19 protein-coding genes are annotated in these 25,070 nt (G+C 69.1%); 9 read left to right on the top strand and 10 right to left on the bottom strand.

Translation table 11 applies throughout. The annotated features are described in order from the left end of the window. Positions 1–5: 5 nt before the first annotated feature. The 3 genes from dnaE to KLK06_RS33410 all read right to left on the bottom strand — a co-directional run bounded on the left by dnaE (position 6) and on the right by KLK06_RS33410 (position 5,590). Entirely contained in the window at positions 6–3,560 is a 3,555-nt protein-coding gene (gene dnaE / locus KLK06_RS33420; RefSeq protein ID WP_214639588.1) for a DNA polymerase III subunit alpha, read from the bottom strand. Positions 3,561–3,714: 154 nt separating this feature from the next. Beyond that, positions 3,715–4,572, bottom strand: a complete 858-nt coding sequence (locus tag KLK06_RS33415) for a resuscitation-promoting factor (protein WP_214639587.1) — start codon at positions 4,570–4,572, stop codon at positions 3,715–3,717. A 142-nt stretch (positions 4,573–4,714) separates the two neighbouring features. Next, the gene (locus tag KLK06_RS33410; RefSeq protein ID WP_214639586.1) at positions 4,715–5,590 is read right to left on the bottom strand and encodes a TatD family hydrolase; all 876 of its coding nucleotides are present in this window, start codon (positions 5,588–5,590) and stop codon (positions 4,715–4,717) included. On the opposite strand from KLK06_RS33410, the gene KLK06_RS33405 reads away from it, so the two are divergent. Continuing rightward, positions 5,589–8,771, top strand: a complete 3,183-nt coding sequence (locus tag KLK06_RS33405) for a BTAD domain-containing putative transcriptional regulator (protein ID WP_214639585.1) — start codon at positions 5,589–5,591, stop codon at positions 8,769–8,771. The genes KLK06_RS33410 and KLK06_RS33405 overlap by 2 nt on opposite strands. A 24-nt stretch (positions 8,772–8,795) precedes the next feature. Next, positions 8,796–10,019, top strand: a complete 1,224-nt coding sequence (locus KLK06_RS33400; RefSeq protein WP_214639584.1) for an FAD-dependent monooxygenase — start codon at positions 8,796–8,798, stop codon at positions 10,017–10,019. On the opposite strand, the gene metG is transcribed toward KLK06_RS33400, so the two are convergent. Continuing rightward, positions 9,964–11,745: a methionine--tRNA ligase gene (metG, locus tag KLK06_RS33395; RefSeq protein ID WP_214639583.1), complete on the bottom strand. Its 1,782-nt coding sequence runs from the start codon at positions 11,743–11,745 to the stop codon at positions 9,964–9,966. The genes KLK06_RS33400 and metG overlap by 56 nt on opposite strands. 61 nt (positions 11,746–11,806) lie before the next feature. After that, positions 11,807–13,030 (bottom strand): glycosyltransferase family 2 protein, encoded by a 1,224-nt coding sequence (locus KLK06_RS33390; protein ID WP_214639582.1) that lies wholly within the window; start codon positions 13,028–13,030, stop codon positions 11,807–11,809. Between the two features lie 99 nt (positions 13,031–13,129). Here KLK06_RS33390 and KLK06_RS33385 point away from each other — a divergent pair, with 99 nt between their 5' ends. After that, on the top strand, positions 13,130–14,674 hold the full coding sequence (locus tag KLK06_RS33385; RefSeq protein ID WP_250906406.1) for a hypothetical protein: 1,545 nt from the start codon (positions 13,130–13,132) through the stop codon (positions 14,672–14,674). On the opposite strand, the gene KLK06_RS33380 is transcribed toward KLK06_RS33385, so the two are convergent. Both KLK06_RS33380 and rsmI read right to left on the bottom strand, forming a co-directional pair. After that, positions 14,610–16,196, bottom strand: a complete 1,587-nt coding sequence (locus KLK06_RS33380; protein WP_308168555.1) for a phospholipid carrier-dependent glycosyltransferase — start codon at positions 16,194–16,196, stop codon at positions 14,610–14,612. The two genes, KLK06_RS33385 and KLK06_RS33380, sit on opposite strands and share 65 nt — an antisense overlap. A gap of 10 nt (positions 16,197–16,206) precedes the next feature. After that, positions 16,207–17,055, bottom strand: coding sequence for a 16S rRNA (cytidine(1402)-2'-O)-methyltransferase (gene rsmI, locus KLK06_RS33375; RefSeq protein ID WP_308168554.1), 849 nt, complete (start codon positions 17,053–17,055; stop codon positions 16,207–16,209). 189 nt (positions 17,056–17,244) lie between these two features. Between rsmI and KLK06_RS33370 the strand changes: the two genes are divergently transcribed. Continuing rightward, entirely contained in the window at positions 17,245–18,777 is a 1,533-nt protein-coding gene (locus KLK06_RS33370; protein ID WP_250906405.1) for a dolichyl-phosphate-mannose--protein mannosyltransferase, read from the top strand. A gap of 113 nt (positions 18,778–18,890) precedes the next feature. Further along, positions 18,891–20,075 carry a hypothetical protein gene (locus tag KLK06_RS33365; protein WP_214639579.1) on the top strand — a complete coding sequence of 395 codons (1,185 nt, stop codon included), beginning with the start codon at positions 18,891–18,893 and terminating at the stop codon, positions 20,073–20,075. A gap of 10 nt (positions 20,076–20,085) precedes the next feature. On the opposite strand, the gene KLK06_RS33360 is transcribed toward KLK06_RS33365, so the two are convergent. After that, positions 20,086–20,484 carry a MerR family transcriptional regulator gene (locus tag KLK06_RS33360; RefSeq protein WP_308168552.1) on the bottom strand — a complete coding sequence of 133 codons (399 nt, stop codon included), beginning with the start codon at positions 20,482–20,484 and terminating at the stop codon, positions 20,086–20,088. Positions 20,485–20,545: 61 nt separating this feature from the next. On the opposite strand from KLK06_RS33360, the gene KLK06_RS33355 reads away from it, so the two are divergent. Further along, complete coding sequence (locus KLK06_RS33355) at positions 20,546–21,334, top strand: MBL fold metallo-hydrolase (RefSeq protein WP_214639577.1); 789 nt, start codon at positions 20,546–20,548, stop codon at positions 21,332–21,334. Between the two features lie 118 nt (positions 21,335–21,452). Here KLK06_RS33355 and KLK06_RS33350 read toward each other — a convergent pair whose 3' ends face one another. Next, positions 21,453–22,031, bottom strand: coding sequence for a calcium-binding protein (locus KLK06_RS33350; protein WP_214639576.1), 579 nt, complete (start codon positions 22,029–22,031; stop codon positions 21,453–21,455). Positions 22,032–22,352: 321 nt separating this feature from the next. On the opposite strand from KLK06_RS33350, the gene KLK06_RS33345 reads away from it, so the two are divergent. Further along, positions 22,353–23,234: a helix-turn-helix transcriptional regulator gene (locus KLK06_RS33345; RefSeq protein ID WP_214639575.1), complete on the top strand. Its 882-nt coding sequence runs from the start codon at positions 22,353–22,355 to the stop codon at positions 23,232–23,234. A gap of 18 nt (positions 23,235–23,252) precedes the next feature. On the opposite strand, the gene KLK06_RS33340 is transcribed toward KLK06_RS33345, so the two are convergent. Next, the gene (locus KLK06_RS33340) at positions 23,253–23,468 is read right to left on the bottom strand and encodes a DUF397 domain-containing protein (protein ID WP_214639574.1); all 216 of its coding nucleotides are present in this window, start codon (positions 23,466–23,468) and stop codon (positions 23,253–23,255) included. A gap of 236 nt (positions 23,469–23,704) precedes the next feature. Here KLK06_RS33340 and KLK06_RS33335 point away from each other — a divergent pair, with 236 nt between their 5' ends. Both KLK06_RS33335 and KLK06_RS33330 read left to right on the top strand, forming a co-directional pair. After that, positions 23,705–24,514: an AfsR/SARP family transcriptional regulator gene (locus KLK06_RS33335; protein WP_214639573.1), complete on the top strand. Its 810-nt coding sequence runs from the start codon at positions 23,705–23,707 to the stop codon at positions 24,512–24,514. Between the two features lie 148 nt (positions 24,515–24,662). Continuing rightward, positions 24,663–24,959 carry a sialidase family protein gene (locus tag KLK06_RS33330; RefSeq protein WP_214639572.1) on the top strand — a complete coding sequence of 99 codons (297 nt, stop codon included), beginning with the start codon at positions 24,663–24,665 and terminating at the stop codon, positions 24,957–24,959. Positions 24,960–25,070 lie beyond the last annotated feature (111 nt).

Raw genomic sequence — 25,070 nt, 5'->3', positions numbered from 1 at the left:
CGGACTTACAGCATGATCGCTTCCGGGCCGAACAACTGCTTGACGTCCGCGGCGAAGCTGGGTTCGGCATTGACGGAGAACTCCGGCAGAGCACACACCATGATCTTCCCGGTCAGCCGCTGCACATTGATCCGCAGCGGCACGTTGCCCTGGTGCAGCTTCAGCACGTTACGGAGTTCCTCCACTGCTTGCTGCGTGAGACGTTCCTCGCGCACCTGGATGGTGACGGGATGTCCGGAATCGCTGGTGATACCGGACACATCGAGCGGGGTGAGGTCTTCCGCGAAGATGCTGATGGCGCCGTCGCGGTTGTTGACCTTGCCGCCGACCGACACCACGGCATCTCCACGCAGCTCCGGCGCGTACAGCTCGTAGCTCCTGGGGAAGAACAGGCACTCGATGGCCGCGTCCATGTCCTCGACGGTGACGATCGACCACACGTTCCCGGCCTTGTTGACCCGCTTGTCGACCTTGGTGATCAGGCCGCACACCCGGACGTCCCCGCGGTCGTCACGGCCGCTTTCGAGCAGTTCGGCGATGGTGGTGTCCCGGTGGCGGGCCAGGAGCCGCTCCGTGCCCGCCAAGGGGTGATCCGACACGTACAGGCCGAGCATCTCCCGCTCGAAGTCCAGTCGCGTCTTCTTGTCCCACTCCATGTCGGGAATCTGTACGGAGAACGCCGCCGTGCCCGCGTCGTCGCTCGGGCCGCCGAACAGCGAGTCCTGGCCGTGGGCCTCGTTCTTCTTGATGTCGATGACCGAGTCGACCGCCGGCTCGTGCACCATGAGCAGCGCCTTGCGCTGGTGGTCGAGCGAGTCGAAGGCGCCCGCCTTGATCAGCGATTCGATGACCCGCTTGTTGCAGACCGTCAACGGCACCTTGCCGAGGAAGTCGTTGAAGTTCTCGTAGCGGCCCTTCTCGGTGCGGGCTTTCACGATGCCCTCGACGACGTTCTCACCGACGTTGCGGACCGCGCCCAGACCGAACCTGACCTTGTCGTCGCCGACCGCGACGAAGTCGAGCTGGGATTCGTTCACGTCGGGGGCGAGCACCTGGATGCCCATCTTGCGGCACTCGGCCAGATAAACAGCGGCCTTGTCCTTGTCGTCCCCCACGGAGGTCAGCAGGGCGGCCATGTACTCGGCGGGGTAGTTGGCCTTGAGGTAGGCGGTCCAGTAGGCGACCAGCCCGTAGCCGGCGGTGTGGGACTTGTTGAACGCGTATCCGGAGAACGGCAGCATGACGTCCCACAGCGCCTGGGTGGCCTCGGCGGTGTAGCCGTTGCCGCGCATGCCGGCCTGGAAGTTGGCGAACTCGGCGTCCAGGATCTCTTTCTTCTTCTTGCCCATGGCGCGACGCAGCAGGTCGGCGCCGCCCAGGGTGTAGCCGGCCAGTTCGCGGGCGACGGCCATGATCTGCTCTTGGTAAACGAGCAGGTGGAAGGTCGGGCCGAGAATCGGCTCGAGCGCTTCCTTCAGTTCGGGGTGGATGGGCTCGATGTCCTGGCGGGCGTTCTTGCGGTGCGCGTAGTTGGTGTGCGCGTTGGCCGCCATCGGGCCCGGCCGGTACAGGGCGAGCACGGCGGCGATGTCCTCGAATCGGCTCGGCTCCATCAGCTTCAGAAGCTGGCGCATCGGGCCGCCGTCAAGCTGGAACACGCCCAGGGTGTCGCCGCGGGCCAGCAGCTTGTACGTGGGCACATCGTCGAGCGGAAGGGTGAGGGTGTCGAGTTTGACGCCCCGGTTCTGCTCGATGATCTTGATGGCGTGGTCGATGATGCCCAGGTTCCGCAGCCCCAGGAAGTCCATCTTGACCAGGCCCATGTCTTCACAGGACGGGTAGTCGAACCCGGTGATGATCACGCCGTCCTTGTCCCGCATGTGCATGGGGATCAGGTCCAGCAGGGGCTCCGAGGACAGGATGACCGCGGCGGCGTGTACGCCGGTGCCACGGATCAGGCCCTCGATGCCACGCCCGGTGTCGATGACCTTGCGGACGTCCGAGTCGTTCTCGTACAGGGCGCGGAGCTCGCCACCCTCGTTGTAGCGGGGGTGGTTCTCGTTGAAGATGTCGGCGAGCGGGACGCCCTTGCCCATGACGTCCGGCGGCATCGCCTTGGTGATCTTGTCGCCCATGGCGAACGGGTAGCCGAGAATCCGGCTCGCGTCCTTGACGGCGGCCTTGGCCTTGATCGTGCCGAACGTGTTGACCTGGGCGGTCGCTTCGCTGCCGTACTTCTGCGTCACATACTGGACCATCCGGTCCCGCTGACGGTCGTCGAAGTCGAGGTCGACGTCCGGCGGGTTGATGCGCTCGGGGTTCAGGAAGCGCTCGAACAGCAGGCCGTGCTCCAGCGGGTCGAGCTCGGTGATGCGGGTGGCGTAGGCGACGATCGAGCCGGTGGCGCTTCCTCGGCCCGGACCCACGGCGATGCCGTTGTCACGGGCGTACTTGCAGATGTCGGCGACCACGAGGAAGTAGGAGGAGAACCCCATGGGACCGATGACCTTCATCTCGGTCTCATACCGCTCCATCACCTCGGCGGGGACGGGTGTGCCGTAGCGCAGCTCCAGGCCGCGCTCCACTTCCTGGCGCAGCCAGGATTCCTGCGTCTCCCCCTCGGGCACGTCGGGGAACTGCGGCATCCGGTCGATGTGCTGGAACACGTCGCTGTAGTCGCTCACCATCTCGGCCACGAGCAGCGTGTTGTCACATCCTTCTGGCAGCTCGGCGAACAGCTTGCGCATCTCGTCGGCGGTCTTGAGGTAGTAGCCCGACCCGTTGAACCGGAAACGGTTGGGGTCGTCCTTGTTCTTGCCCACGCCGACGCACAGGAGGCTGTCGTGCGCGTCGGCCTGGTCCTCCGTCACGTAGTGGGAGTCGTTGGTGACCAGGAGCGGGATGTTGAGCTGCTTGGCCAGCCGGAGCAGATCGGCGCGGACTTCCCGCTCGATGCTGATGCCGTGGTCCATCAACTCCAGGAAGTAGTTCTCCTTGCCGAAGATCTCCTGATACTCGCCGGCGACCCTGACCGCTTCGTCGTACTGGCCGAGCCGGATCCGGGTCTGCACCGCGCCGGACGGGCAGCCGGTGGTGGCGATGATCCCGTTCGCGTGCTTGGAGATCAGGTCCTGGTCCATGCGGGGCTTGGAGTAATAGCCCTCGAACGACGCCAAGGAGGACAGCCGGAACAGGTTGCGCAGCCCGTCCGCGTTCTTGGCCCACATGGTCATGTGGGTGAACCGGCCGCCGCCGGAGACGTCCTTGCCGCCCTCACCGTCCGCCACACCGGTCTCAGCGCGCTGCCCCCAGAAGACCGGCTTCTTCACGAACCGGTTCTCGGGAGCCACGTACGCTTCGATGCCCACGATCGGCTTGACCGGGCTGCCCTTCGCCACCTTCTGGAACTCGTACGCACCGAACATGTTGCCGTGGTCGGACATCGCGATGGCGGGCATCTGGAGCCGCTCGGCTTCCTTGAACAGCGGCTTCATCTTGGCCGCCCCGTCAAGCATGCTGTACTCGGTGTGCACGTGCAGATGCACGAAAGACTCGCTCACCCGTTCCCCTTACCTCGGCGCCGGCCGGACATCTCGAATGAGCCTATTCCGTCCCATGAGGCTGTTGGGGCATTGAGCGCGAGGGCTCGGCACCTTGTTGTCAGCCTGTTGCCGGGCCGGCCCGCGGTGGCCGTGTTCCTCCTGGTCAAAGCGGCTAGCCGAACAGCCGTGACCCGCACTCCCGCCACTGGCCCTGCCACCGGCCGTCGACCAACTGGTAGAGGAGCTGCGCCCGATAGGTCTGCTCCTCCGCCGGCCAGGTATGCGGCAGTCCGGTGCCGCCGACGGCCGCCCACATGGGCACGCTGAACCCGTACATCCCGTAATAGGGCCCGGCGGGGTTGACCGCCAGCGGGTTGCCGTTCGACATGCACTGGGCCAGCGCCGCCCAGTTGAGCCCCGCCACGGCCGCCGGCACGACCACGGTGTGCGGCGGCGGGGGCGGGCTGACCCTGATGACGGTCCCCTGCGACGGGAAGCTGTCGAGCGGCGGCCGTACCCGGTAGCCGCGGCGCAGCGGGATGCGGCGCTGCCTGAGCACCTCGCGGACGGTACGGCCGGTGGTCGTGGTCGCCATCCGGACGCCGCCCGTCTCGACGTACACCTCACGCCGCGTGTACATCGAGAGCGACATGCCGGACAGCGGCACGTTCCGGCCCGGCGGGACCGACAGCCTTCCGCCCGCGGGGCTGATGTCGAGCTCGGCCAGCGCGTCGCCGACGTTCGTGGCGGTCACCAAGTGCTGGGTGGTGCGCCCGTCGACGGTCAGGGTGATGGGACGGGCGTGGCGCACCTCGATCCACGTCCCGTCGACGAGCTTCTCCTGCCCGGCCGGCCGTACGGAGTCGCCGGACCCCACCGGCACCCCGGCCTCGCCGAGGACTTCCCGCACCGAGCCGGCGAAGCTGCGCAGCGCGATCTGCTTGCCGTCGACGACCAGCACCACGCTCTTGACCAGCGTCGCGACGGTCACGATGCCGCCCACGGCCATGACCGCGAGCAGGCAGAACACCGGTGTCCACGGCGAGCGCCAGGCAATCCGAGGGCGTGGAGCGCGCCTCTTTCCTCGCACGGTCGACCTCCGGTAGCGGCTTCGGGCGGCACGACGTTAGCGGCGCGCGTGCCGTCCCCTCCACCGGTTCACGGAAAGATGGTCACCACTCTCCGAAGACCGTGACTCCGTTGACGCTGATGGCCTCGCACAGCTCATCCGGATGGACTCCCTTGACCTCCGCCAGGCAGCGCAGGGTGAGCGGGATGAGGTAGGGCGCGTTGGGCTTGCCCCGGTATGGCACGGGCGGCAGGTAGGGAGCATCGGTCTCGACCAGCATGAGCTCCATCGGCGCGACCTGGGCCGCCTCGCGCAGGTAGGAGGCGTTCTTGTAGGTAACCGGCCCAGAAAAAGACATGAAATATCCGGCTTCAGCGCACTTTTTCGCCATTTCGGGGTCGCCCGAGAAGCTGTGGAACACCACCACCGGCGGCGCGCCCTCGGCGGCCAGCACCTTCAGCACGTCGTCGTGCGCGTCACGGTCGTGGATGACCAGCGCCTTGCCGGTGCGCTTGGCGATCTCGATGTGCGCCCGGAAGCTCGCGTGCTGGTCGTCCTTGGTCGCCCAGTCACGGTAGTAGTCCAGCCCGGTCTCCCCCACCGCCCGCACCTCGTCGCGCCCGGCCAGCGCCTCGATCTCGGCCAGCGTCTCGGGCGTGGCCGCGTGCGCCTCGTTGGGATGGATCGCGACGCCGGCGTAGATCCCCTCGTGCTCCGCCGCCGCCTCGGCGTTCCACCGGGAGGAGGGCAGGTCGTAGCCGATCGTGACGAGCCGGGTCACACCGACGGCGCGCGAGTCGTCGAGGATGCTCCGTACGCTCGCCGACGCCGCCTGCGCGGCCTGAGCCACCGGATCGCCCGAGGACGCCTGCCGGTTTCCGACCATGATGTCGAGATGGCAGTGGCTGTCGAACACCGGCGCGGACAGCGGCTCCGGCGGGCTGGGAATCTTGCTCACGCCCTCTAAAGTAACCTCCATGCGCTTCGGCATCCTCGGCAGCACCCGTGCCTGGCGCGCGGACGGCGGCGAGGTGCCACTCGGCGGCCGGGCCCGGCGGGCCCTGCTGGCTCTCCTGCTCATCCGGCCCGGCGAGGTCGTCACCTACGACAGGCTCATCGATGTCCTGTACGGCGAGCAGCCGCCCAAGAACGCCCAGCACGCCCTGCACTCCCAGGTGTCGAGGCTGCGCGGCGACGGCATCATGGTCGAGCGGGCGGCCACGGGCTACCGGCTGGCCGTCGATCCCGGCGACGTCGACGCGCACCGGTTCCTGCGGCTGGCCGAGGCCGGGCGGCAGGCTCTCGACGCCGATCCGGACCGGGCCGCCGCGTTGCTGGGCGAGGCGCTGTCCCTGTGGCGCGGCGCCGCGCTCGCCGACCTCGACGCGGCGCATGCCGTACCCCTCGAGGAGCGGCACGTGGCCGCCCAGGAGGACCGGATCGAGGCCGACCTGCGGCGGGGCGCGCACCGGGCGGTCATCCCGGAGCTCGGCGGGCTGATCGAACGCCACCCGCTGCGCGAGCGGCTGCGCGGCCAGCTCATGCGGGCGCTCAGCGCGGACGGCCGGCCGGCCGAGGCACTGGTCGTCTACGAGCAGGCCAGGCGGCTGCTGGCCGACGAACTGGGCGCCGACCCCTCACCCGAGCTGTCCGGCCTGCACCAGAGCCTGTTACGCGGCGAGCTCGCCCGCCTGCCATCACCCGCCGAACAGACCGCACCCGCCCCGGCCGCAGTCGGGTCCGGCGATTCCGGCAGGTTGGGGAGGCCGATCCGGCTCACCACGTTGGTTGGCCGGGCCTACGATCTGGCCGCGGTCGGCGCGCTGCTCGACTCGGCCCGGCTGGTGACGCTGCTGGGACCGGGCGGCGCGGGCAAGACGCGGCTGGCCGTCGAGGTCGCCGGGCAGCGTCCCGACACCTGCCTGGCCGAGCTGGCCTCCCTGACCGAGGGCGCCGGGCTGCCGCAGGCGGTGCTCGGCGCGCTGGGCGTGCGTGAGGGCGGCCTGCTGGGTAGCCCGGTTGAGCCCTCGGCCGAGCCCGCGGCCCTGTGGCGGTTGATCGCCGCACTGGCCGAGCGCCCGCTGCTGCTCGTGCTCGACAACTGCGAGCACCTGATCGAGGACGCCGCCGCCCTCGCGGAGCGGTTACTCGCCGCCTGCCCCCGGCTGCGCATCCTGGCCACCAGCCGCGAGCCGCTCGGCATCACGGCCGAGCACCTCTGGCCGCTACGCCCGCTCGCCACCGCCGACGCCGTCCGCCTCTTCACCGACCGGGCCACGGCGGTCCGCCCGGGTTTCACGCCGGACGAGACGGTCGAGCGGATCTGTTCCGCGCTGGACGGCCTGCCGCTGGCGATCGAGCTGGCCGCCGCCCGCATGCGTACGCACGAGGCCCCCGAGCTGGCCGAACGCCTCGCCGGCACCGACCGCTTCCGGCTGCTGTCACGCGGCAGCCGTACCGCCGACGCCCGGCACCAGACGCTCCGCGCGGTCGTCGCGTGGAGCTGGGAGCTGCTCACCGAGCCCGAACGCGCGATGGCCGCCCGCCTCACGGTCTTCTCCGGCGGCGCCACCGCGACGGCCGCCGCCGAGGTCTGCGGCCTGGCCGACGCCGAGGAGCTGCTCGACTCGCTCGCCGACAAGTCGCTGGTGACCGTCACGAACGGCCGCTACCGCATGCTGGAGACCATCCGCGCCTTCTGCGCCGAGCAGCTCGCCGACGAGGCCTCCGTACGGCGGGCGCATGCGACGTACTTCCTCGGCCTGGCGCAGGAGGCCGACCCGCACCTGCGCGCGGCCGAGCAGCTCGACTGGCTGGAGGCGCTGTCCGCCGAGCACGACAACCTCCGTACGGCCCTGCGCTGGACGGCCGAGGCGGGCGAGGTACGGCTCGGCATACGGCTGCTGGCGGCGCAGTCCACCTACCTGTGGATGCGCGGGATGCGCGGCACCGCCACGGCCTCGGCCGTCGCCCTGCTGGAGGCGGCCGGGCCGGCGCCGGATCCGGAGCTCGGCGACGCCTACGTGCTCTGCCTGCTGACCGTGGCCGGCGGCGAGGCGGCCGGCGGGCTGTGGGCCCGCCACTCCGCCGCGGCCATCGCGATCGTGTCGGCTGGAGAGGGGACGCGGGAATACCCGGTTCTCACGTTCCTGTGGCCGATGATCACGGCGGCCATGCACGCCCCCGAGCCGGCTCTCGCGGTGATGACCAGGGCCACGAAGAGTCCCGACCCGTGGGAGCGCGGCATGGCCCGGATGATGTGGGCCTATTCGCTGATGGCCCGCGGCGAGTACCCCCGGGCGCGGGCTGACCTGGTTTCGGCGCTCGACGCCCTGCGCGCGCTCGGCGACCGCTGGGGGTCGATGATCTCGCTCGACGCGCTGGCCTGGCTGGCGGGCATCCACGGCGACCGGGCCACCGCGCTGGCCCGCACCGACGAGGCGATCGTGCTGGCCGAGGAGCTGGGCGCGACCGAGGACCTGGCCGATCTGCTGTGCAACCGGGGCGATCACCGCCTGCACGCCGACCCCGCCGCCGCCAAGGCCGACTACGAGCGGGCCGCCGAACTGGCCCGGCGGGTGGGCGTGCCGACGAACGTGGCGTCGGCGCTGCGCGGGCTCGGCGACGTGGCCCTGGAGGAGGGCGACCTGTCCAGGGCGCGGGAGCTGTACGAGGAGGCGCTGCGGCGCTCGGATCCCCGGTGGCTCAGGACCACGGGCAGCAGGATCCGGCTCCTGGTCGGCCTGGGACGGCTCGCGGAGGCCGACGGCGACCCGCACGCGGCCGGGACCTCGCACCGGCAGGCGGTCGAGGTGGCGGTCGTGACAGGTGCGCTGCCGGAGAGCGCCCGGGCGTTCGAGTCGCTCGCCCGGCTCGCGCTCATCGAAGAGGGCGGTGCCTGGCCGGCCGCCAGGTTGCTGGGGGCCGGCACCGTGATGCTCGGCGGGATCCGGCTCGACACGCCCACAGCCGCGGACGTCTCCGCCCGGGTGCGGGCCGTCCTGGGCGATGAGGCGTACGAGCGGGCCTGGAACGAAGGCGCGGCGCTCACCTACTCCCAGGCGGCCCTCCTGGCGGGTGTGCCCGACGCGGCGATCGACTCCTCACCGCTGCGCATGATCGCCACCCTGCCCGGTGAGCTCGGGGTGAGCCCGGGGTGAGCGCGCCCAACGAAACTCGGCCGCATGGACATTCTGCTCTCCGGCGCCAGCGTCGCCGGCCCCGCCCTGGCCTACTGGCTCAACCGCTCCGGACACTCCACCACGATCGTCGAACGGGCGCCCTCCCTGCGTGACGGCGGCTACTCGGTCGACTTCCGCGGCGACGTCCACCTCACCGTGCTCCGCAAGATGGGCATATTCCAGGAAATCCAGCGACGGCAGACCCACATGGGCGCCATGTGGAACGTCAACGAGGCGGGCAAGAAGCTGAGCGCCTTGCCGGCCGACCTGTTCGCCGGCGACGTCGAGATCCTGCGCGGCGACCTCGCCGAGATCCTCTACGACCTCACCAGGGACCACACCGAGTACATCTTCGACGACTCCGTCGCCGCGCTCGACGAGGATGCCGACGGGGTCACGGTCACGTTCGAGCGGGGTCCGAGCAGGCGCTTCGACCTGGTGGTCGGCGCCGACGGCCTGCACTCGAAGGTGCGTGAGCTGGCCTTCGGCCCGGAACGGCAGTTCATCTCGTACCTGGGCCTGTACTGCGCGGTCTTCACGACGGAGAACTACCTCGGCCTCGATTACAGCGGCCAGGCCTACAACACACCGGGCAAGATGGTCGCCCTCTACAGCGCCAGGCAGAACACCGAGGCCAAGGCCATGTTCTGGTTCGGCTCGCCGGAGCTGACCTATGACCGCCGCGACACCCGCCAGCAGCAGGACCTGCTGGAGCGGGCGATGGCGGGCGTCGGCTGGCAGGCTCCCCGGCTGCTGCGCGACATGCGGCGGGCCGGCGACTTCTACTTCGACGCCATCGCCCAGGTGCGGATGGACCGCTGGTCACGCGGCCGGGTCGTGCTGCTCGGCGACTCCGCCTGGTGCCCTTCGCCGCTGTCGGGCATGGGCACCGGGCTCGCCATGGTGGGCGCGTACGTGCTGGCGGGCGAGCTGGCGGCGACCCCCGACCACCAGGCCGCCTTCGCCGGGTACGAGGCGGCCATGCGCGACTACGTGCTCACCTGCCAGAAGTCCGGCGAGGGGGTCAGTAAGTTCATGGTGCCGGAGAGCAGGTTCATGCAGTGGTTCATGAACCAGAACTACAAGCTGCTGCCGTACCTGCCCTGGAAGGGACTGATGGCGCGGCACGCACGGAAGACGGCCGCCGCCATCAGGCTCAAGGACTATGAGATCAGTCGACCAGCCGGGCCAGCTCCTCGTCCACGACCTTCGGGTCGAGCTTCTTGAACAGCGGCACGGGCGGCGCGAGCGGGGTGCCGGGCTTGATCTGCCGGTGCTCCCACTGGGCAGCGCCCTGGTAGTCGCCGGTGATCACCGGGTAGGGGGTGCCACCGTCCTCGTCGACGTCGTGCATCTCCGGCATGCCGGACCAGACGCCCTCGCCGCCGAGCATCGCGTGGACCTTGTTGGACGAGCCGGGCAGGAACGGCGTGAGCATGGTCTTGGCGTCGTCGACCACCTGGAGGGCGACGTGCAGGATCGACTTCTGCCGCTCCGTGTCGTCCTTGAGCTTCCACGGCTCCTGCTCGGCCAGGTAGCGGTTGGCGTCGCGGACCACGTCGAACGCCTCGGTGATGGCGTTCTTGAACCGCGAACGGTTGAGCTCCGCACCCACGGGCCCGAAGGCGTTGCGCGAGCGCTCCAGCAGCGCCCGGTCGGCGTCGGTCAGCTCACCGGCCTCGGGGATCGAGCCGAAGTTCTTGGCCGCCATGGAGATCGACCGGTTGACCAGGTTGCCCCAGGCCGCGACGAGCTCGCCGTTGTTGCGGTTGACGAACTCCTGCCAGGTGAAGTCGGTGTCCTGGTTTTCCGGGCCGGCCACGGAGATGTAGTAGCGCAGCGCGTCGGCGTCGTAGCGGGCCAGGAAGTCGCGGACGTAGATGACGACCTGCCGTGAGGAGGAGAACTTCTTGCCCTCCATGGTCAGGAACTCGCTGGAGACCACCTCGGAGGGCACATTGAGCGCGCCCAGCGCCCCCGGCGAGCCGCCCCTGGCGCCCTGGCCGTTGTAGCCGAACAGCATCGCGGGCCAGATCTCGGCGTGGAAGACGATGTTGTCCTTGCCCATGAAGTAGTAGCCACGGGCGTCGGGATTCTGCCACCACTGGCGCCACGCCTCGGGGTCGCCGGAGCGTTTGGCCCACTCGATGGAGGCGGAAAGGTAGCCGATGACGGCGTCGAACCAGACGTAGAGCCGCTTGTTGGGCTGGTCGCGCCAGCCGTCGAGCGGGATCGGCACGCCCCAGTCGAGGTCGCGGCTGATCGCCCTCGGCTGCAGGTCGCCGAGCAGGTTGAGGGCGAACTTGAGCACGTTGGGCCGCCACTCGCCCTGCTTGGACTGCAGGTAGGAGCCGAGCACCTCGGCGAAGGCCGGCAGGTCGAGCATGAAGTGCTCGGTCTCGGTGAAGATCGGCGTCTCGCCGTTGATGCGGCTCTTGGGGTTGATGAGCTGGATCGGGTCGAGCTGGTTGCCGCAGTTGTCGCACTGGTCGCCGCGGGCACCGTCGTAGCCGCAGATGGGGCAGGTGCCCTCGACGTAACGGTCGGGCAGGGTGCGTCCGGTGGACGGGGAGATCGCGCCCATCGTGGTCTTGGGGAAGATGTAGCCGTTGTCGTAGAGGCCCTTGAAGATCGCCTGCGCGACGGCGTAGTGGTTCTTCGTCGTCGTGCGGGTGAACAGGTCGTAGGACAGCCCCAGGCCGGTCAGGTCTTCGGCGATCACCCGGTTGTAGCGGTCGGCGAGCTCGCGGGCGGTGACGCCCTCCTTGTCGGCCTGCACCTGGATGGGCGTGCCGTGCTCGTCGGTGCCGGACACCATCAGCACCTTGTTGCCCGCCATCCGCTGGTAGCGGCTGAAGACGTCGGACGGCACGCCGAATCCGGATACGTGCCCGATATGGCGAGGGCCATTAGCGTACGGCCACGCTACGGCGGTCAAGATGTGCTGGGACATGGGTCAAGCCTACGGTGCGACCGCGGTCGCCTCGTACCGAATCCCGGCACGAGGCGATTGATCAACGCGTCGTGGACTCCTCGCGGGACACGGCCTCGGCCGCCTCCTCGGCCACCTTGGCGGCGACGTCTATCGAGCTCTCGCGGGTGCGGCGGATGCCCAGGATGCTGATGAACAGCGCCGCGAAGATGGTCTGGAAACTCATGATGAGTGCCGTCGCCGACGGCACGACGATGCGCAGCGACTCACGCGGGTCGAGCGAGCCGAAGCTGCGGACCTGCCAGTGCACCAGCGACATGACCAGGCCGACGAGACCGGCCAGGGCCAGCAACCCGCCGACCACCAGGCCCTTCTCCAGCGTGACGATGTCGATGAGCTTGCGGATGCGTGGCGACTCGGGCAGGAAGCCCTCCTCGGCCGCGTAGACCTTGGTGAACAGCGCGAACAGCGCGGCCTGGAAGCCGATCACCACCGCCGCCGACGCCCCGACCAGGGTGTCGACGTCGAAGGCCAGCTCGCCGATCTCGACGGGGCCGAACGTCAGCGCCCCGCCCACGACCAGCCCGAGGACCATCAGCAGCAGGCCGGGGTAGAAGAACAGCCACTTGGGGCTGTACAGCATGAGGAAGCGCAGGTGGCGCCAGCCGTCACGCCAGGAGCGCAGGTGCGGCGGCCGGGAGCGGCCGTCGGGCGCCAGGGTCGTGGGCACCTCGCGCACGTCGAGGCCCGACAGCGTGGAGCGGACCACCATCTCGGAGGCGAACTCCATGCCGCCCGTCTGCAGTTGGAGCCGCAGGATCGAGTCGCGCCTGAACCCGCGCAGGCCGCAGTGGAAGTCGCCGATGGCCGACGGGAAGAACAGCCGTCCGACGAACGACAGCACCGGGTTGCCCAGGTAGCGGTGGAGCGGCGGCATGGCGCCAGGCGCGATGCCCCCCTTGAACCGGTTGCCCATCACGAGATCGGCACCGTCGCGCAGTTGCTCGACGAACGGGAGCAACGAGGTGAAGTCGTAGGAGTCGTCGGCATCGCCCATGATGACGTATTTGCCACGTGCGGCACGGATGCCGCCCATGAGCGCGTTGCCGTAGCCCTTCTCATCGACGTGGACGACGCGAGCGCCGGCGTCACGGGCGAGCTGCTGCGAGCCGTCCGTGCTGCCATTGTCGGCGATCAGGACTTCGCCCTCGATGCCGTGCTCTTCCATGCACGCCAGTGCCTTGCGTACACAGACTTCCACGGTCTCCGCCTCGTTGAGGCAGGGCATGACCACCGTCAGTTCCACGTCTCAACCCTTCAGTTAAGGCTCTTCCAGCCCACCATCATGCCCTGTGCCCGAGGATGGTCGGGTCAAGTCCTAAAAACGACTGGCATTCTTTACAGCATGGTGAGCGCTGCGGAGATTACCCCTGTGGACCCCTCCGCCCCTGGCCGGCTAGCACGCGCGCTGGCGTTCCTGGGCCGTCATCGGGTGTTCGCCGCCGCATTCGCCGTGGGCGGGGTGCTGCGGCTCGTCACCATGCTCGGGTACGGCCCGGCGATGTGGTTCAACGACTCCTATGAGTACGTCTCCGTCGCGCTGCACCCCAGGCCACACCCCATCAGGCCCGACGGTTACGGGTTCTGGCTGCTGCTGCTCAAGCCGTTCCACAGTTTCTCTCTGGTGACCCTCTCCCAGCACCTGATGGGCCTGGCCACGGGCGTGCTCATCTACGCGTTGCTGCGCCGGAAATTCGGGCTGCCGAAATGGGGGGCGACGCTGGCGGCCGTCCCGGTGCTGTTCGACGCCTACCAGATCCAGCTCGAACAGCTCATCATGTCCGACACGCTGTTCACGCTGCTGGTGGTGGGCGTGGTCACGATGGTCCTGTGGAACAGGCGGATGTCGTGGAAGGTGGGCGCGGTCGTCGGGCTGCTGCTCGCGCTGACCGCGCTGACCCGCTCGATCGGCCTGCCGATCCTCGTCCTGGTCGTCGCCTACCTGCTCATCAAGCGGACCGGGTGGAAGGCGATCGTGGCCGTGATCATGGCCTGCGCGGTCCCGGTCCTCGCCTACATGGGTTGGTTCTCAACAAATTTCGGTAAATTCGCGATGACCAACAGCGACGGGCTCATCCTCTACATGCGCACGGCGATCTTCGCCGACTGCAACAAGATGCACATCGACAAATACAGGGAGCTCCAGATGCTCCTGCTGTGCATCAACGACCCGGTCAACCAGCGCAAGGACTACGCGCAGTGGTATCTGTGGGGCCAGGGCAACGGCGACGGCCAGGGCACCGGCGAGGTGCTGCACCGCTGGGGCGCGGGCAAGAAGTTCACCGACATCACCAACGAGGCCGCCAGCGCGTTCGCCCAGCGGGCGATCCTCTCGCAGCCCGGCGACTACCTGCGGGTGGTCGCGCGCGACTTCTTCCGCGCCTTCAACTGGGGCAGGCCACGCTTCCCCGATGAGAAGACGTACAACATGTATCGCTTCATCCCGTTCTACGAGCTCGATGACGGCGGCAATCCCAAGCGTCTGCCCCAGTGGCCCTCCTTCCAGGGCCGGACCGACACCGACGCCTACACCTACGAGCAGGGCCCGCCCGAGACGAGGATCGTCGCGCCCTGGGCGCAGATCATGAGCGGCTACCAGCAGGTGGTCTACCTGCCCGGCATCGTGCTGGGCGGCGTGATGCTGATCGGCCTGTACGGCACGGTGGTCCGCTGGCGCAGGTTCGGCGGGCCGGTGGTCCTGCCCTGGCTCGGCGCGTTCGGCCTGCTGCTCGCACCCGCCGCGACGGCGGAGTTCGACTACCGCTACGTTCTGCCGGCGGTCCCTCTGGCCTGCATCGCGGCGGCGATCACCCTGCGCCGGGGCATCACTTGGGAGCGGGTACGACCCAAGAACGCGTCAGCATCCGAGCCCACCACTGTGCCTGCGTGAGCGTCTCGGCCACCAGCACCGGATAGAGCCACCAGAAGTTGATCAGCACGATCAGCGTGAACGCCCCCACGGCCGCGGCCCCCACCGCCCGCCGTACGGGTGAGGCGTTCTCCTTCCCGATCGCCAGCCCCGCGACCAGGACGAGCGCCAGCACCATGAACGGCACCACGGGGATCATGTAGAAGAGGTACATCGTCCGCTTGTCGGCGATGGCGTAGTAGAACCAGGGCAGCCAGCCGGCGGCGTAGGCCAGCAGCACCGCGCCGGCCCGCCAGTCGCGCGTGGCGACGTACCAGGCGATGAGTCCCAGCAGGGCCAGCGCGGCGGCGAACCAGAGCACCGGCGTGCCCGCCCCCACCACGGCCTGCGAGCACTTGTCGGCCCCGCACGCCGAGGGCGGCAGGTCCGTCGGGTAGAAGAAGGAGACCGGCCGCATCAGGATCGGCCAGGTCCACGGATCCGACATGTACGGGTGGTAGTCGTGCAGGCCGGTGTGGTAGCCGAGCACCTGCACCTGATACTTCAGCCACGACCGCACCGAGTCGACGACGAAGAACATCGGTCCCGACGACGTGGCCTGCTCCCAGTTGCGCCCGTAACCGCCCGCGGTGACGAACCACCCCGTCCACGAGGCCACGAAGGTCAGCGCGGGCGCCAGACCGAGCGCGGCCAGCCACGACGGCGCGTCCAGCGAGAGGGCCCCCTGGTACGGCCGGCGCAACCCGACGGCCCGCCTGGCCCCCATGTCCCACAGCAGGCTCATGACCGCGAACGCGACCAGGAAGAACAGCCCCGACCACTTCACCGCGCAGGCCGCGCCCAGGCAGACCCCGGCGGCCAGCCGCCACGGCCGCAGGCCCAGCCGCGGCCCGGCCGGGGTGAGCGGGGAGCTGTCGTACCAGTCGGCCAGCCGCTGCCGTGACCAGTCGCGGTCGACCACCAGACAGGCGAACCCGGCCAGCACCCAGAACATCAGGAAGATGTCCAGCAGCGCCGTACGCGACAGCACCAGGTGCAGCCCCTCCAGCGAGAGCAGCAGCCCGCCCAGGCAGCCGAGCAGCGTCGAGCGGGTCATCCGGCGGGCCACGCGGGCCAGGACCAGGATCGACAGCGTCCCGACGACCGCGGCGGCGAACCGCCAGCCGTACGAGTTCATGCCGAACAGCCACTCCCCCAGCCCGATCATCCACTTGCCCAGCGGCGGGTGGGCGACGAACGAGGCGCAGTCCGTCGTATTGGGGCAGTGCTTGAAGATGTCGAGGTTGCCGGCCATCAGCCGGCGGTCGGCCACCGGGTTCTTGGCATCGCCGAGCGTGACCCGCTCCACCCCGAACCTGAGCAGCGAGTAGGCGTCCTTGAGGTAGTACGTCTCGTCGAAGACGACGGCCCGCGGCTCGCTCAGCCTGACGAACCGGAGAATCCCGCCGAAGAGGGCGACCGCGATCGGGCCCAGCCACCCCCACAGGGCGGTGCCCTGCATCGGCGGGACCAGCCTGCGCGCGGAAGACCCCCAATTCTTCACGATGTGCACCCTATGGCGTGGATGATCTCCTGTGAACCGCGTCGTAGAGCTCCCGCTTGGGCAGACCCGCCTCCTTGGCCACGTCGGCGACGGCCACCTTGCGCTGCTCCCCGTCGGCCACCCGGCGGTCCACCTCCGCGACCAGCGACTCGATGTCGGGCTCGGTGTCGTCCATGACGTGACCGGCGACGACCACGGTGATCTCGCCCTTGACGCCCGCCGCCGCCCAGGCGGCCAGCTCGCCCAGGCCGCCGCGCCGTACCTCCTCGTAGGTCTTGGTGAGCTCGCGGCAGACGGCGGCACTCCGCTCCTGACCGAACGCCTCCGCCATCGCCTCCAGCGAGCTCTGGAGCCGGTGGGGCGCCTCGAAGAACACCATCGTGCGCTCCTCCTTGGCCAGCGCCGCCAGGCGGCGGCCGCGCTCGCCCGGTTTGCGTGGTGGGAAGCCCTCGAAGCAGAACCGGTCGCTCGCCAGGCCGGAGACGGCCAGCGCGGTGGTGACGGCGCTCGGGCCCGGCAGCGCGGTGACCGTGATGCCCTCCTCGACCGCCAGGTGCGTGAGGCGGTATCCGGGGTCCGACACGCCCGGCATGCCCGCGTCGGTGATGACCACCACCGTCTGCCCCTGCTTGAGCGTCTCGATGAGCTCCGCCGCACGTCCGGCCTCGTTGGCGTCGTAGTAGGAGACCACCCGCCCGCCGATCTCCACGCCGAGCTCGCCTGCCAGCCTCCGCAGCCGTCTGGTGTCCTCCGCCGCCACCACGTCCGCCTTCTCGAGCACCTCACGCAGCCGTGGCGAAACGTCTCCCGCCTGTCCGATGGGGGCCCCTGCCAGCACCAACTTGCCCTCTACTGTCACCCGGCCATTGTGGCAGGGCATGCCGATAAGACCCTGTTTCCTGGGTAAGCACTGGCTTGAGGCCCGTACGATGTCCGAATGGCGGTGACCGATTTCCCGTACCAAACCTTTGGCCAGTCTGATGGTCAACCGGCGGCGGACGAGAGCAGTCCCGGGACGCGATCCATCCGAGATCGCCTGGTCCCGCCGATGCGCGGCAGCGTGTTGTGGGGCTGGCTGGGGCCGCTGCTCGTCACCCTGTTCGGCGGGGTGCTGCGCTTCATGGGGCTCGGCCACCCCAACGCGGTCGTCTTCGACGAGACCTATTACGCCAAGGACGGCTTCTCGCTGATCACGTGGCTCGTGGAACGGGTCACGATCAAGGACGCCGACAAGGCGCTCATCGCCGGCAACACCGACATCTGGCAGAAGTGCACCGAGGCGACACTCGACAAGTGCGCCTCCTACGTGGTCCACCCGCCGCTGGGCAAGTGGATGATCGGCGCGGGCGAGTGGCTGTTCGGCATGAACCCGTACGGCTGGCGGTTCGCCGCCGCGGTCGTCGGGACGCTGTCGATCCTGGTCCTGGCCCGCGTGGCCCGCCGGATGACCCGCTCGACGCTGCTCGGCTGCTTCGCCGGGCTCCTGCTCGCCCTCGACGGACTGCACTTCGTGCTCTCGCGTACGGCGCTGCTGGACATCTTCCTGATGTTCTGGGTGCTGGCCGGGTTCGCCTGTCTGGTGGTCGACCGCGACCGGGCGCGCGAGCGGCTGATCGACTGGTACGAGACGTCGCCGCTGTCACCGCAGGGGCCCTGGCTGGGGCTGCGGCCGTGGCGGATCGCCGCGGGCGTCTGCCTCGGGGCCGCCATGGCGGTCAAGTGGTCGGGCCTGTTCTTCGCGGTGGCCTTCGCCGTCATGTCGCTGCTGTGGGACTTCGGCGCGCGGCGGGCCGTCGGCCTGCGCCAGCCCTATGCCGGCGCCTTCGCCAAGGACGTGCCGACCGGTCTGGCCGCCTTCGCACTGGTCCCGTTCGTGACGTACATGGCCACCTGGGTCGGCTGGTTCGCCACCGCAACCGGCTACGGCCGCAACTGGGACCAGGCCACCTCGTCGGGCCCGCTCTACTTCGTCTTCGACTCGATGCGGTCATGGGTCCAGTACCAGTGGCAGGTCTTCTCCTTCCACAACGGGCTGGCGACCTCGCATCCGTACATGTCGGATCCGTGGCAGTGGCCGCTGCTGCTGCGCCCGGTCGCCTTCTACTACGAGGGCAAACAGACCGGCTGCGGCGCCAAGGACTGCTCCGAGGCCGTGCTCGGCGTGGGCACCCCGGTGATCTGGTTCGGCGCGCTGGCCGCGCTGATCGGCCTGATCGCCTGGTACGTCGCCACGCGTGACTGGCGGGCCGGCGCGGTGCTGCTGGCCTACGCGATGGGCTGGCTGCCCTGGTTCTACTTCGCCATCGCCCAGAACCGCACGATGTTCCTGTTCTACGCGGTGCCGATGGTGCCGTTCATGGTGCTGGCAATCACGCTGTGCGCGGGTTTGCTGATAGGCCCCTCAGCGAAGACGGCGGGTGGGGCTGTACCGTTGAGGCGAACGCTCGGGGCCGCGGCCGTCGGCGCGTTCGCACTTCTCGCACTGATCAACTTCTGGTGGCTGCATCCGGTTTTGTCCGCCGAGCTGATCCCCTACACCGAGTGGAAGGCAAGGATGCTCTTCGACAAGCGGTGGATATGACCCGGTTACAGTTCCATATTTACTAATTTCATAGGGTAGTCGCAGTGCAAGACCCAATACGCACCGGTTTCGGTCATCGTCAGGCCCGGGGTCGATACGGCAAACTTCGAGGCATGAGTGCACCAGACGTCACCGCCCTGCTCGCCGAGTTGGAGCGCTCCGAGCCGGATCTGGCCGAAGAGGCCAGGACCGCCGTGGAGTGGTTGACAGGCGGGGAGCCCCTGGAGACGGTTACTCAGCTCGACGTCTGCGAGTTCCTCTGGTACACGTTGCCGCTCAAGGTCGGCGGCGACCACGAGCGGCTGGCCCATTCCCTCGGCCGGCTGCTGCAGCTCGGCGGGCTCGACCGCTACGCCGGGCTCTGTGAGTCGACGACCACGGCTCAGATCCTGCGCACCTACTCCCGCGAGGGCGAGGACGCGGGCACCAGCGCTTACCAGGCGGCGCTCGAAGCCACTGGCGTGCTCCCGCCCGATGTGCCCGACCTGCAGTGGAGCATGATCATGGGCCCCGAGGAGCTGGGCGCGCACGTCGCCTGCTCCGCGGCGCTGGAGCTGGCGATCGTCTCGGGCGAGAGCGTCGATCCCGGCGCGCTCACCAAGCGCTGGCTGACCGAGCCACGGGCGGAGCTGGGCGGCGACAGCTGGCTGCATCGCGTGCACGGCGAGCGGCTCAACCGCTGGGTGCTCGGCCGCGGCCCGGCCCGGCGCGAGCTGGCCCAGCCGTTCGAGGTGCGACTGCACGCTCCGGTGTCGGTCCAGCCGCTACCCGGGCTCCACGGCCTGCTGTCGCTGGCCGCCTCGGAAGGCAGCCTGCCCATGCGGCTGGCCCCGTCGCCGGAGGCGCTCCGGCTGCGCGAGCTGGCCGAACGAGAGCTGGGCGCGATCAGCCGCGACGGCGCCAGGCTGTCGATCACCGAACGCGGCCGGCGGCTGCTCGACTCGCCCGAGGCCATGTGGGACGCGGTCACCCGGCTGCTCCTGGCCAGGGGCGAGCACGAGTTCGAGGTCTCGGCGCGTGAGGCCGCGCTCATGCTGCTCGCCGACGGCACGCTGATGTCGCCCACCCAGTTGCGCGAGCGGGTGGCGGAGGTGGTCGGCGGAGAGGGCTGGCATCCCGCGACGAACCTCGAGGACATCGCCACACCGGTCATCGAGCTGGTCGGGCAGCTGACCGCGCTCGGCCTGGCGTTCGCCGACGATCTCGCCGTACGGGTGACCCGGCCCGGTCAGCTCGCGGCCCTGGCCGCGCTCCGCGCCCACGCGCTGCGGCCGAGGCAGTATGTGAGCGCGGCCTGACGCCTGGTTCCTAAGGGACGCTGACGCGGCGGATGGCCTGCTTGAAGGCGGGGCATTCGACGAGCGGGTCATGGTCGCAGACCACGGCGTGGCGCAGGCTGTCCCGCAGCCGGGTGAGCTGCGCGATCCGCTCGTCCACCGCGCGCTCCTTGGCGGCCATCCCCTCGCGCAGCACGGCGTCGGACGGCCCGGCGCGCAGGAACGCGGCGATCTCGGCGAGGGTGAACCCGGCGTCGCGCGCGCAGGTGACCAGCGCCAGCCGTTCGAGCGTCGCGGGCAGGTACGTGCGGCGCAGGCCGTTGCGCCCGACGGCCTCGATGAGCCCCTTACGCTCGTAGAACCGCAGTGCCGACGGCGCCAGGCCGGACTGCCGCGCCACCTCGCCGATGTCGAGCAACGTCTCGTCCACAACGCACTCCTTAACTTCGCTCCTTGACTTGAACCGCGCTTCAAGTAGGAGTCTAGGACACATGAAAATTCATCACCTGAACCTCGGCTCGATGCGCGAGATCGATTCGACCGAGTCCCTGCCCTCCGCGCCCGCCGTCTGCCACGCCCTGCTCGTCGAGACCCCCGACTCGGGGCTCGTGCTGGTGGAGGCGGGGCTGGGGCTGGACGACGTGACACGCCCCGGCGACACGCTCGAAACCGAGTGGGTCGAGCTGGTCGGGCCCGCGCTCCTGCCGGCGGAGACCGCCGTCCGGCAGATCGCCGCGCTCGGCCACGACCCGGCGGACGTACGCCACATCCTGCTGACCCACCTGGACGTCGACCACAGCGGCGGGCTGCCCGACTTCCCGCAGGCCGAGGTGCACGTCATGGCGGCCGAGCTGCAGGCGGCGCTCACGGAGGCGCCGAACCGCCGCTACCGCCCCAGCCACTGGGCGCACGGCCCGCGCTGGGTCACCTATCCCGGCACCGGTGACACCTGGTTCGGGGTCGAGGGTGTGCGGCCTTCGACGTTCTCCACGGACTTCCTGATGGTGCCGCTCGGCGGGCACACCCTGGGCCACGCGGGTGTGGCGGTCAGGGATGGCGACCGATGGCTGCTGCACGCCGGTGACGCCTACTTCTACCACCGCGAGCTGTCGCCCGACGAGCCGCTCTCGCATCCGCTGATGGACATCGTGCAGCTCGACGCGCAGGTGGACGAGGAGTCGCGGCTGACGAGCCAGGCCCGGCTGCGGGACCTGGCGAACGTGCACGGAGTGGAGGTGTTCTCCGCGCACGACCCGTGGGAGCTAAGCCGCATGGCTTGAGGTCTGGTCAGTTCCCCTTGGGCGCGTTCTACTGGGCATGAACCGGTTATCGTCCGCGCACGTATCTCTGGCTGCCCGGCCACCGCGGCGCGCAGAACGCGGTGGCCGGGCCCGGAGCCTAAAGCTCGCAGTTGATCTCGCTCTCGCCATTGCAACTGTCGGTGTCGCCACCGCCGTCGATCCGGTCGAGCCCGGCGCCACCGCTCAGACGGTCGTTGCCGGCCAGACCACGGATCTGGTCGTCGCCCGCACCGCCGTTGATCACGTCGTCGCCGAAGCCCCCGGCGAGCAGGTCGGCCTTGGAGCCGCCGTTGACGGTGTCGGCGCCGTTGTCGCCGGACAGCGTGCTCGGCAGGGTGGTGTTGTTGCGGATCGCGTCGTTACCGGCCCCCGCGAACACGTCGACGCGGGTGATCCCGCTCGTCGGGCAGCGCACCCCGGCCCCCAACTGCTGGCAGCCGGGGCCGGCGGCGACCGATCCCAGCGTGTTGCCGATGGTGACGAAGCCGCCGAGCGGGCTGACGTCGATCCCGTCCGCCACGGCGCTCCCGTTGACGAGGATCCTGGTCCCGTCCACCTGCGCGTTGACCGTCGCCGCCGATGCCGGCCCGGCGAGCGCCGTCGCGCCGGCGAACAGGACGGTGACGAACCCCAGGGCCATGCCCGTGTCGCGGAGCAGAGCGTTTCTGCTGAACATCTGTGTTTCCCCTCGTGATGTGTGTTCCGGGCCCCGCATCACTGTGAGTCACTCGCCTGTCCTTCTCCGCGCAGAACGACGCAGTGGTGTCGTGTACTCCTTCGTTGACGGCCACCTCGTCGCGCAGGTGTGAATCATTTTGAATCATCCGGCTTGCGGCGGCGCCGCCTGGACCAGCGATCCCTGTTACGACCAGGACCACGTAGCCAGTGCTCCCTGGTTTGACGTATGCGACATTAGCTGATTTAGTGCATCATCAATTGGCATCAAACTGGGTCGTAGGGAATGGGTGCGCCGGATGCTGTCGAGGATGCGGAGCGGATGAGCACAGTCGCAAGTGACGGCGCCGAACACCGCACCAAGCGCGAGCGTCTCGCGACGGAGCTGCGGCGCCTGCGTGACCAGGCCGGGATCTCCGGGCGCGACCTGGCGCACCGGGTCGGCATCAGCCAGTCCAAGGTTTCCCGCATCGAGTCCGGGACCGTGATCCCCTCACTGCCGGAGGTGACGGCATGGGGTGAGGCGGTGGAGGCCTCGACGCAGACCAGGGAATGGCTGACCGATCTCACCGAAGCGGCGTTCACCGAGATGCACACCTGGCGGGCCGCGCTACAGCGGCAGGCGCACCTGCAGGACGAGATCCGGGAGCAGGAAGACCAGGCGCGGTTGGTCCGCGGATTCCAGCCCACCCTCGTCCCGGGGCTGTTGCAGACCGCCGAGTACGCCCGGCGCGTCTTCTCGCTGTTCGATCCGCCCTACTCCGAGAGCGCGCTGTCCATGGCCGTCTCGGCTCGTCTGCAACGGCAGCTCGCGCTCTATGAGGAAAGCCGGAGTTTCGAATTCCTCATTACGGAGGCGGCGCTGAGGTGCCGTCCGGGACCGCCCAAACTCCTGCTGGCCCAATTGGACCGGATAGCCTCACTCAGCACTCTGGAGAACGTCAGCATCGGGTTGATACCGCACAACACAGAAGCACTTGTCTGCCCACCGCATGGTTTCACCCTCTACGAGAGCGACGGCAGCACGGCGGATACTTTTGTGGAGATAGAGACGGCGCATGTGAGATTGACCGCCGGACACGCCGACGACATCGCGGTCTATCAGCGGCAGTGGTCCCTGCTGAGCGAGATGGCCATCTTCGACGACGCGGCGCGGGAGTTCCTCGCCACTGTCAGCGCCGACGTCCGCGCCACGGCCCGGTGACCCGCCATGCGCGCGGCCTCACCTCAGGTCGAATTCGCCCGCGTACACCCCCGCGAGGAACGCGCCCCACTCCTCGTCGCTGAAGTACAGGACGGGACCCTCGGGGTCCTTGGAGTCGCGAACCGCCACCCCGTCTTCACCCAGCGCGACCTCGACGCAGCCGCCGCCGTTGTCGCTGAAGGTCGCCTTGAACCATGCGGCGCGCTGCGACCGGCTTTCCTTGGCAGTACCCATTATTTCTCTCCTGTTCGTTTCGGGGAGCCTTTGGGCCGCCCGGTGGTGCGGTCGGCTTGGGTATCCGGCAGAGTGCCGCGCCGTAGGTCTGCCAGTGGAATTCTATGAATGCTTTTAGTCATATCCAATACGCGTGGTACGAAGGAGTTGGAGCGATGCAGTTTCGATTGTTGAACGGCGTGGAGGCGTACCGAGACGGTGTGCGGGTTTATGTCGGTGACCGAAAACAACGTTTGATGCTGGCTTTACTCCTGCTGGCGGGTGCCCGGCCGGTCACCATGGAGGAGCTGATCGACAAGATCTGGGGCGCGGAGCCGATAAACAGCGCGCGCAAGGTCATCCAGCACTATGCGAGTGACCTGCGTGCTCATCTGGGCCATTCCAGCGGGCCGGGGTTGGGTGACATGCTGCCCAAGTACCAGGGCGGCTACCGGCTGCTGGCCGACCGGAACCAGGTCGACGTGTACCGGTTCCGCGATCTGGTGAACGACGCCCGGCCGCTGATCGGCCGGGACGACGAGCAGGCCGTACGGATCCTGCGCGACGCTCTTCGGCAGTGGGGCACCCGCGGCCTGCGGGCCGGCGAACCGCTCAGCGGCCTGACCGGTCAGTCCGCGGCGAACGCCCGCGCCAAGTTGCAGGCGGAACACCGCGCCGCGGTGATCGACTGCCTGGAGGCCGAGCTACGGCTCGGGCACCACGCGCAGCTCGTACCCGAGATCCTGGACCTCGCCAGTGCCGGGCCGCCCGACGAGGAGCTGACCGGCCTGCTCATGCTGGCCTGCCATCGCGCCGGCCGGTCGGCCGAAGCCCTCGGCGCTTTCGCCGCCTTGCGGAAACGGCTGGCCGACGAGGTCGGGGCCGACCCGGGCCCGGACATCGAGCACCTCCACCGGCGCATCCTTCAGCAGGACCCGGACCTCAGCGATTCGCACAGGTTCGCCCCTTCCGGCGGGGAGATGCGATCCCCCCGTGAGACCGCGAAGAGCGCCGTCCGCCGGGTGGCCGAGGCCGCCAGGAAGGGCGACGCGAAGAAGGCCGAATAGCCGTCCTCGCCACAGGGCCACTTCACGAGCGGCCCTGTGGACGATCGCCGCCTACCGGGACCCCATCCGCGACCAGAAGATCGATCTTCTCTTGATCATGGCGCGAGCGCTGGATCATGATGGCGCGGACACGAATGGGGAGGTAGCCATGCGTACGTTACGCACGTCAGGTGCTGCGATCGGGGCGGTGATGGCTGTGGCGATCACCGCGTCGCCCGCGGCGGCCGCGCAGGCGCCCACCTACACCTTCCACAAGCAGACCTTGTGGCAGCAGTACACGACGACGGATCCGGCCACCGGATCGGCGGTGACGACCTGCTTCAGGCTTCCGGCGGTCGTCAAGACCAAGAACGGCGTGCTGCTCGCCTTCGCCGAGCGGCGCAACAAGAACAACTGCGCGGATCACGGCGCCTTCGACATCGTCATGCGGGCTCTTCGAAGTTAAGCGGGGTTGAGGTGTCCGCGGCCTTTTCGGGTGGTGGCGCATCGGGTGCGTAGTCGCTGGTTTCCTGGGTTGCGGAAGCCGTAGGCGTCGCGGGCGGTGGTCTTGATGACG

The organism is Nonomuraea sp. NEAU-A123, assembly GCF_018603905.1.
GTDB lineage: Bacteria > Actinomycetota > Actinomycetes > Streptosporangiales > Streptosporangiaceae > Nonomuraea.
This window is presented reverse-complemented; position numbering and strand designations above follow the sequence as displayed.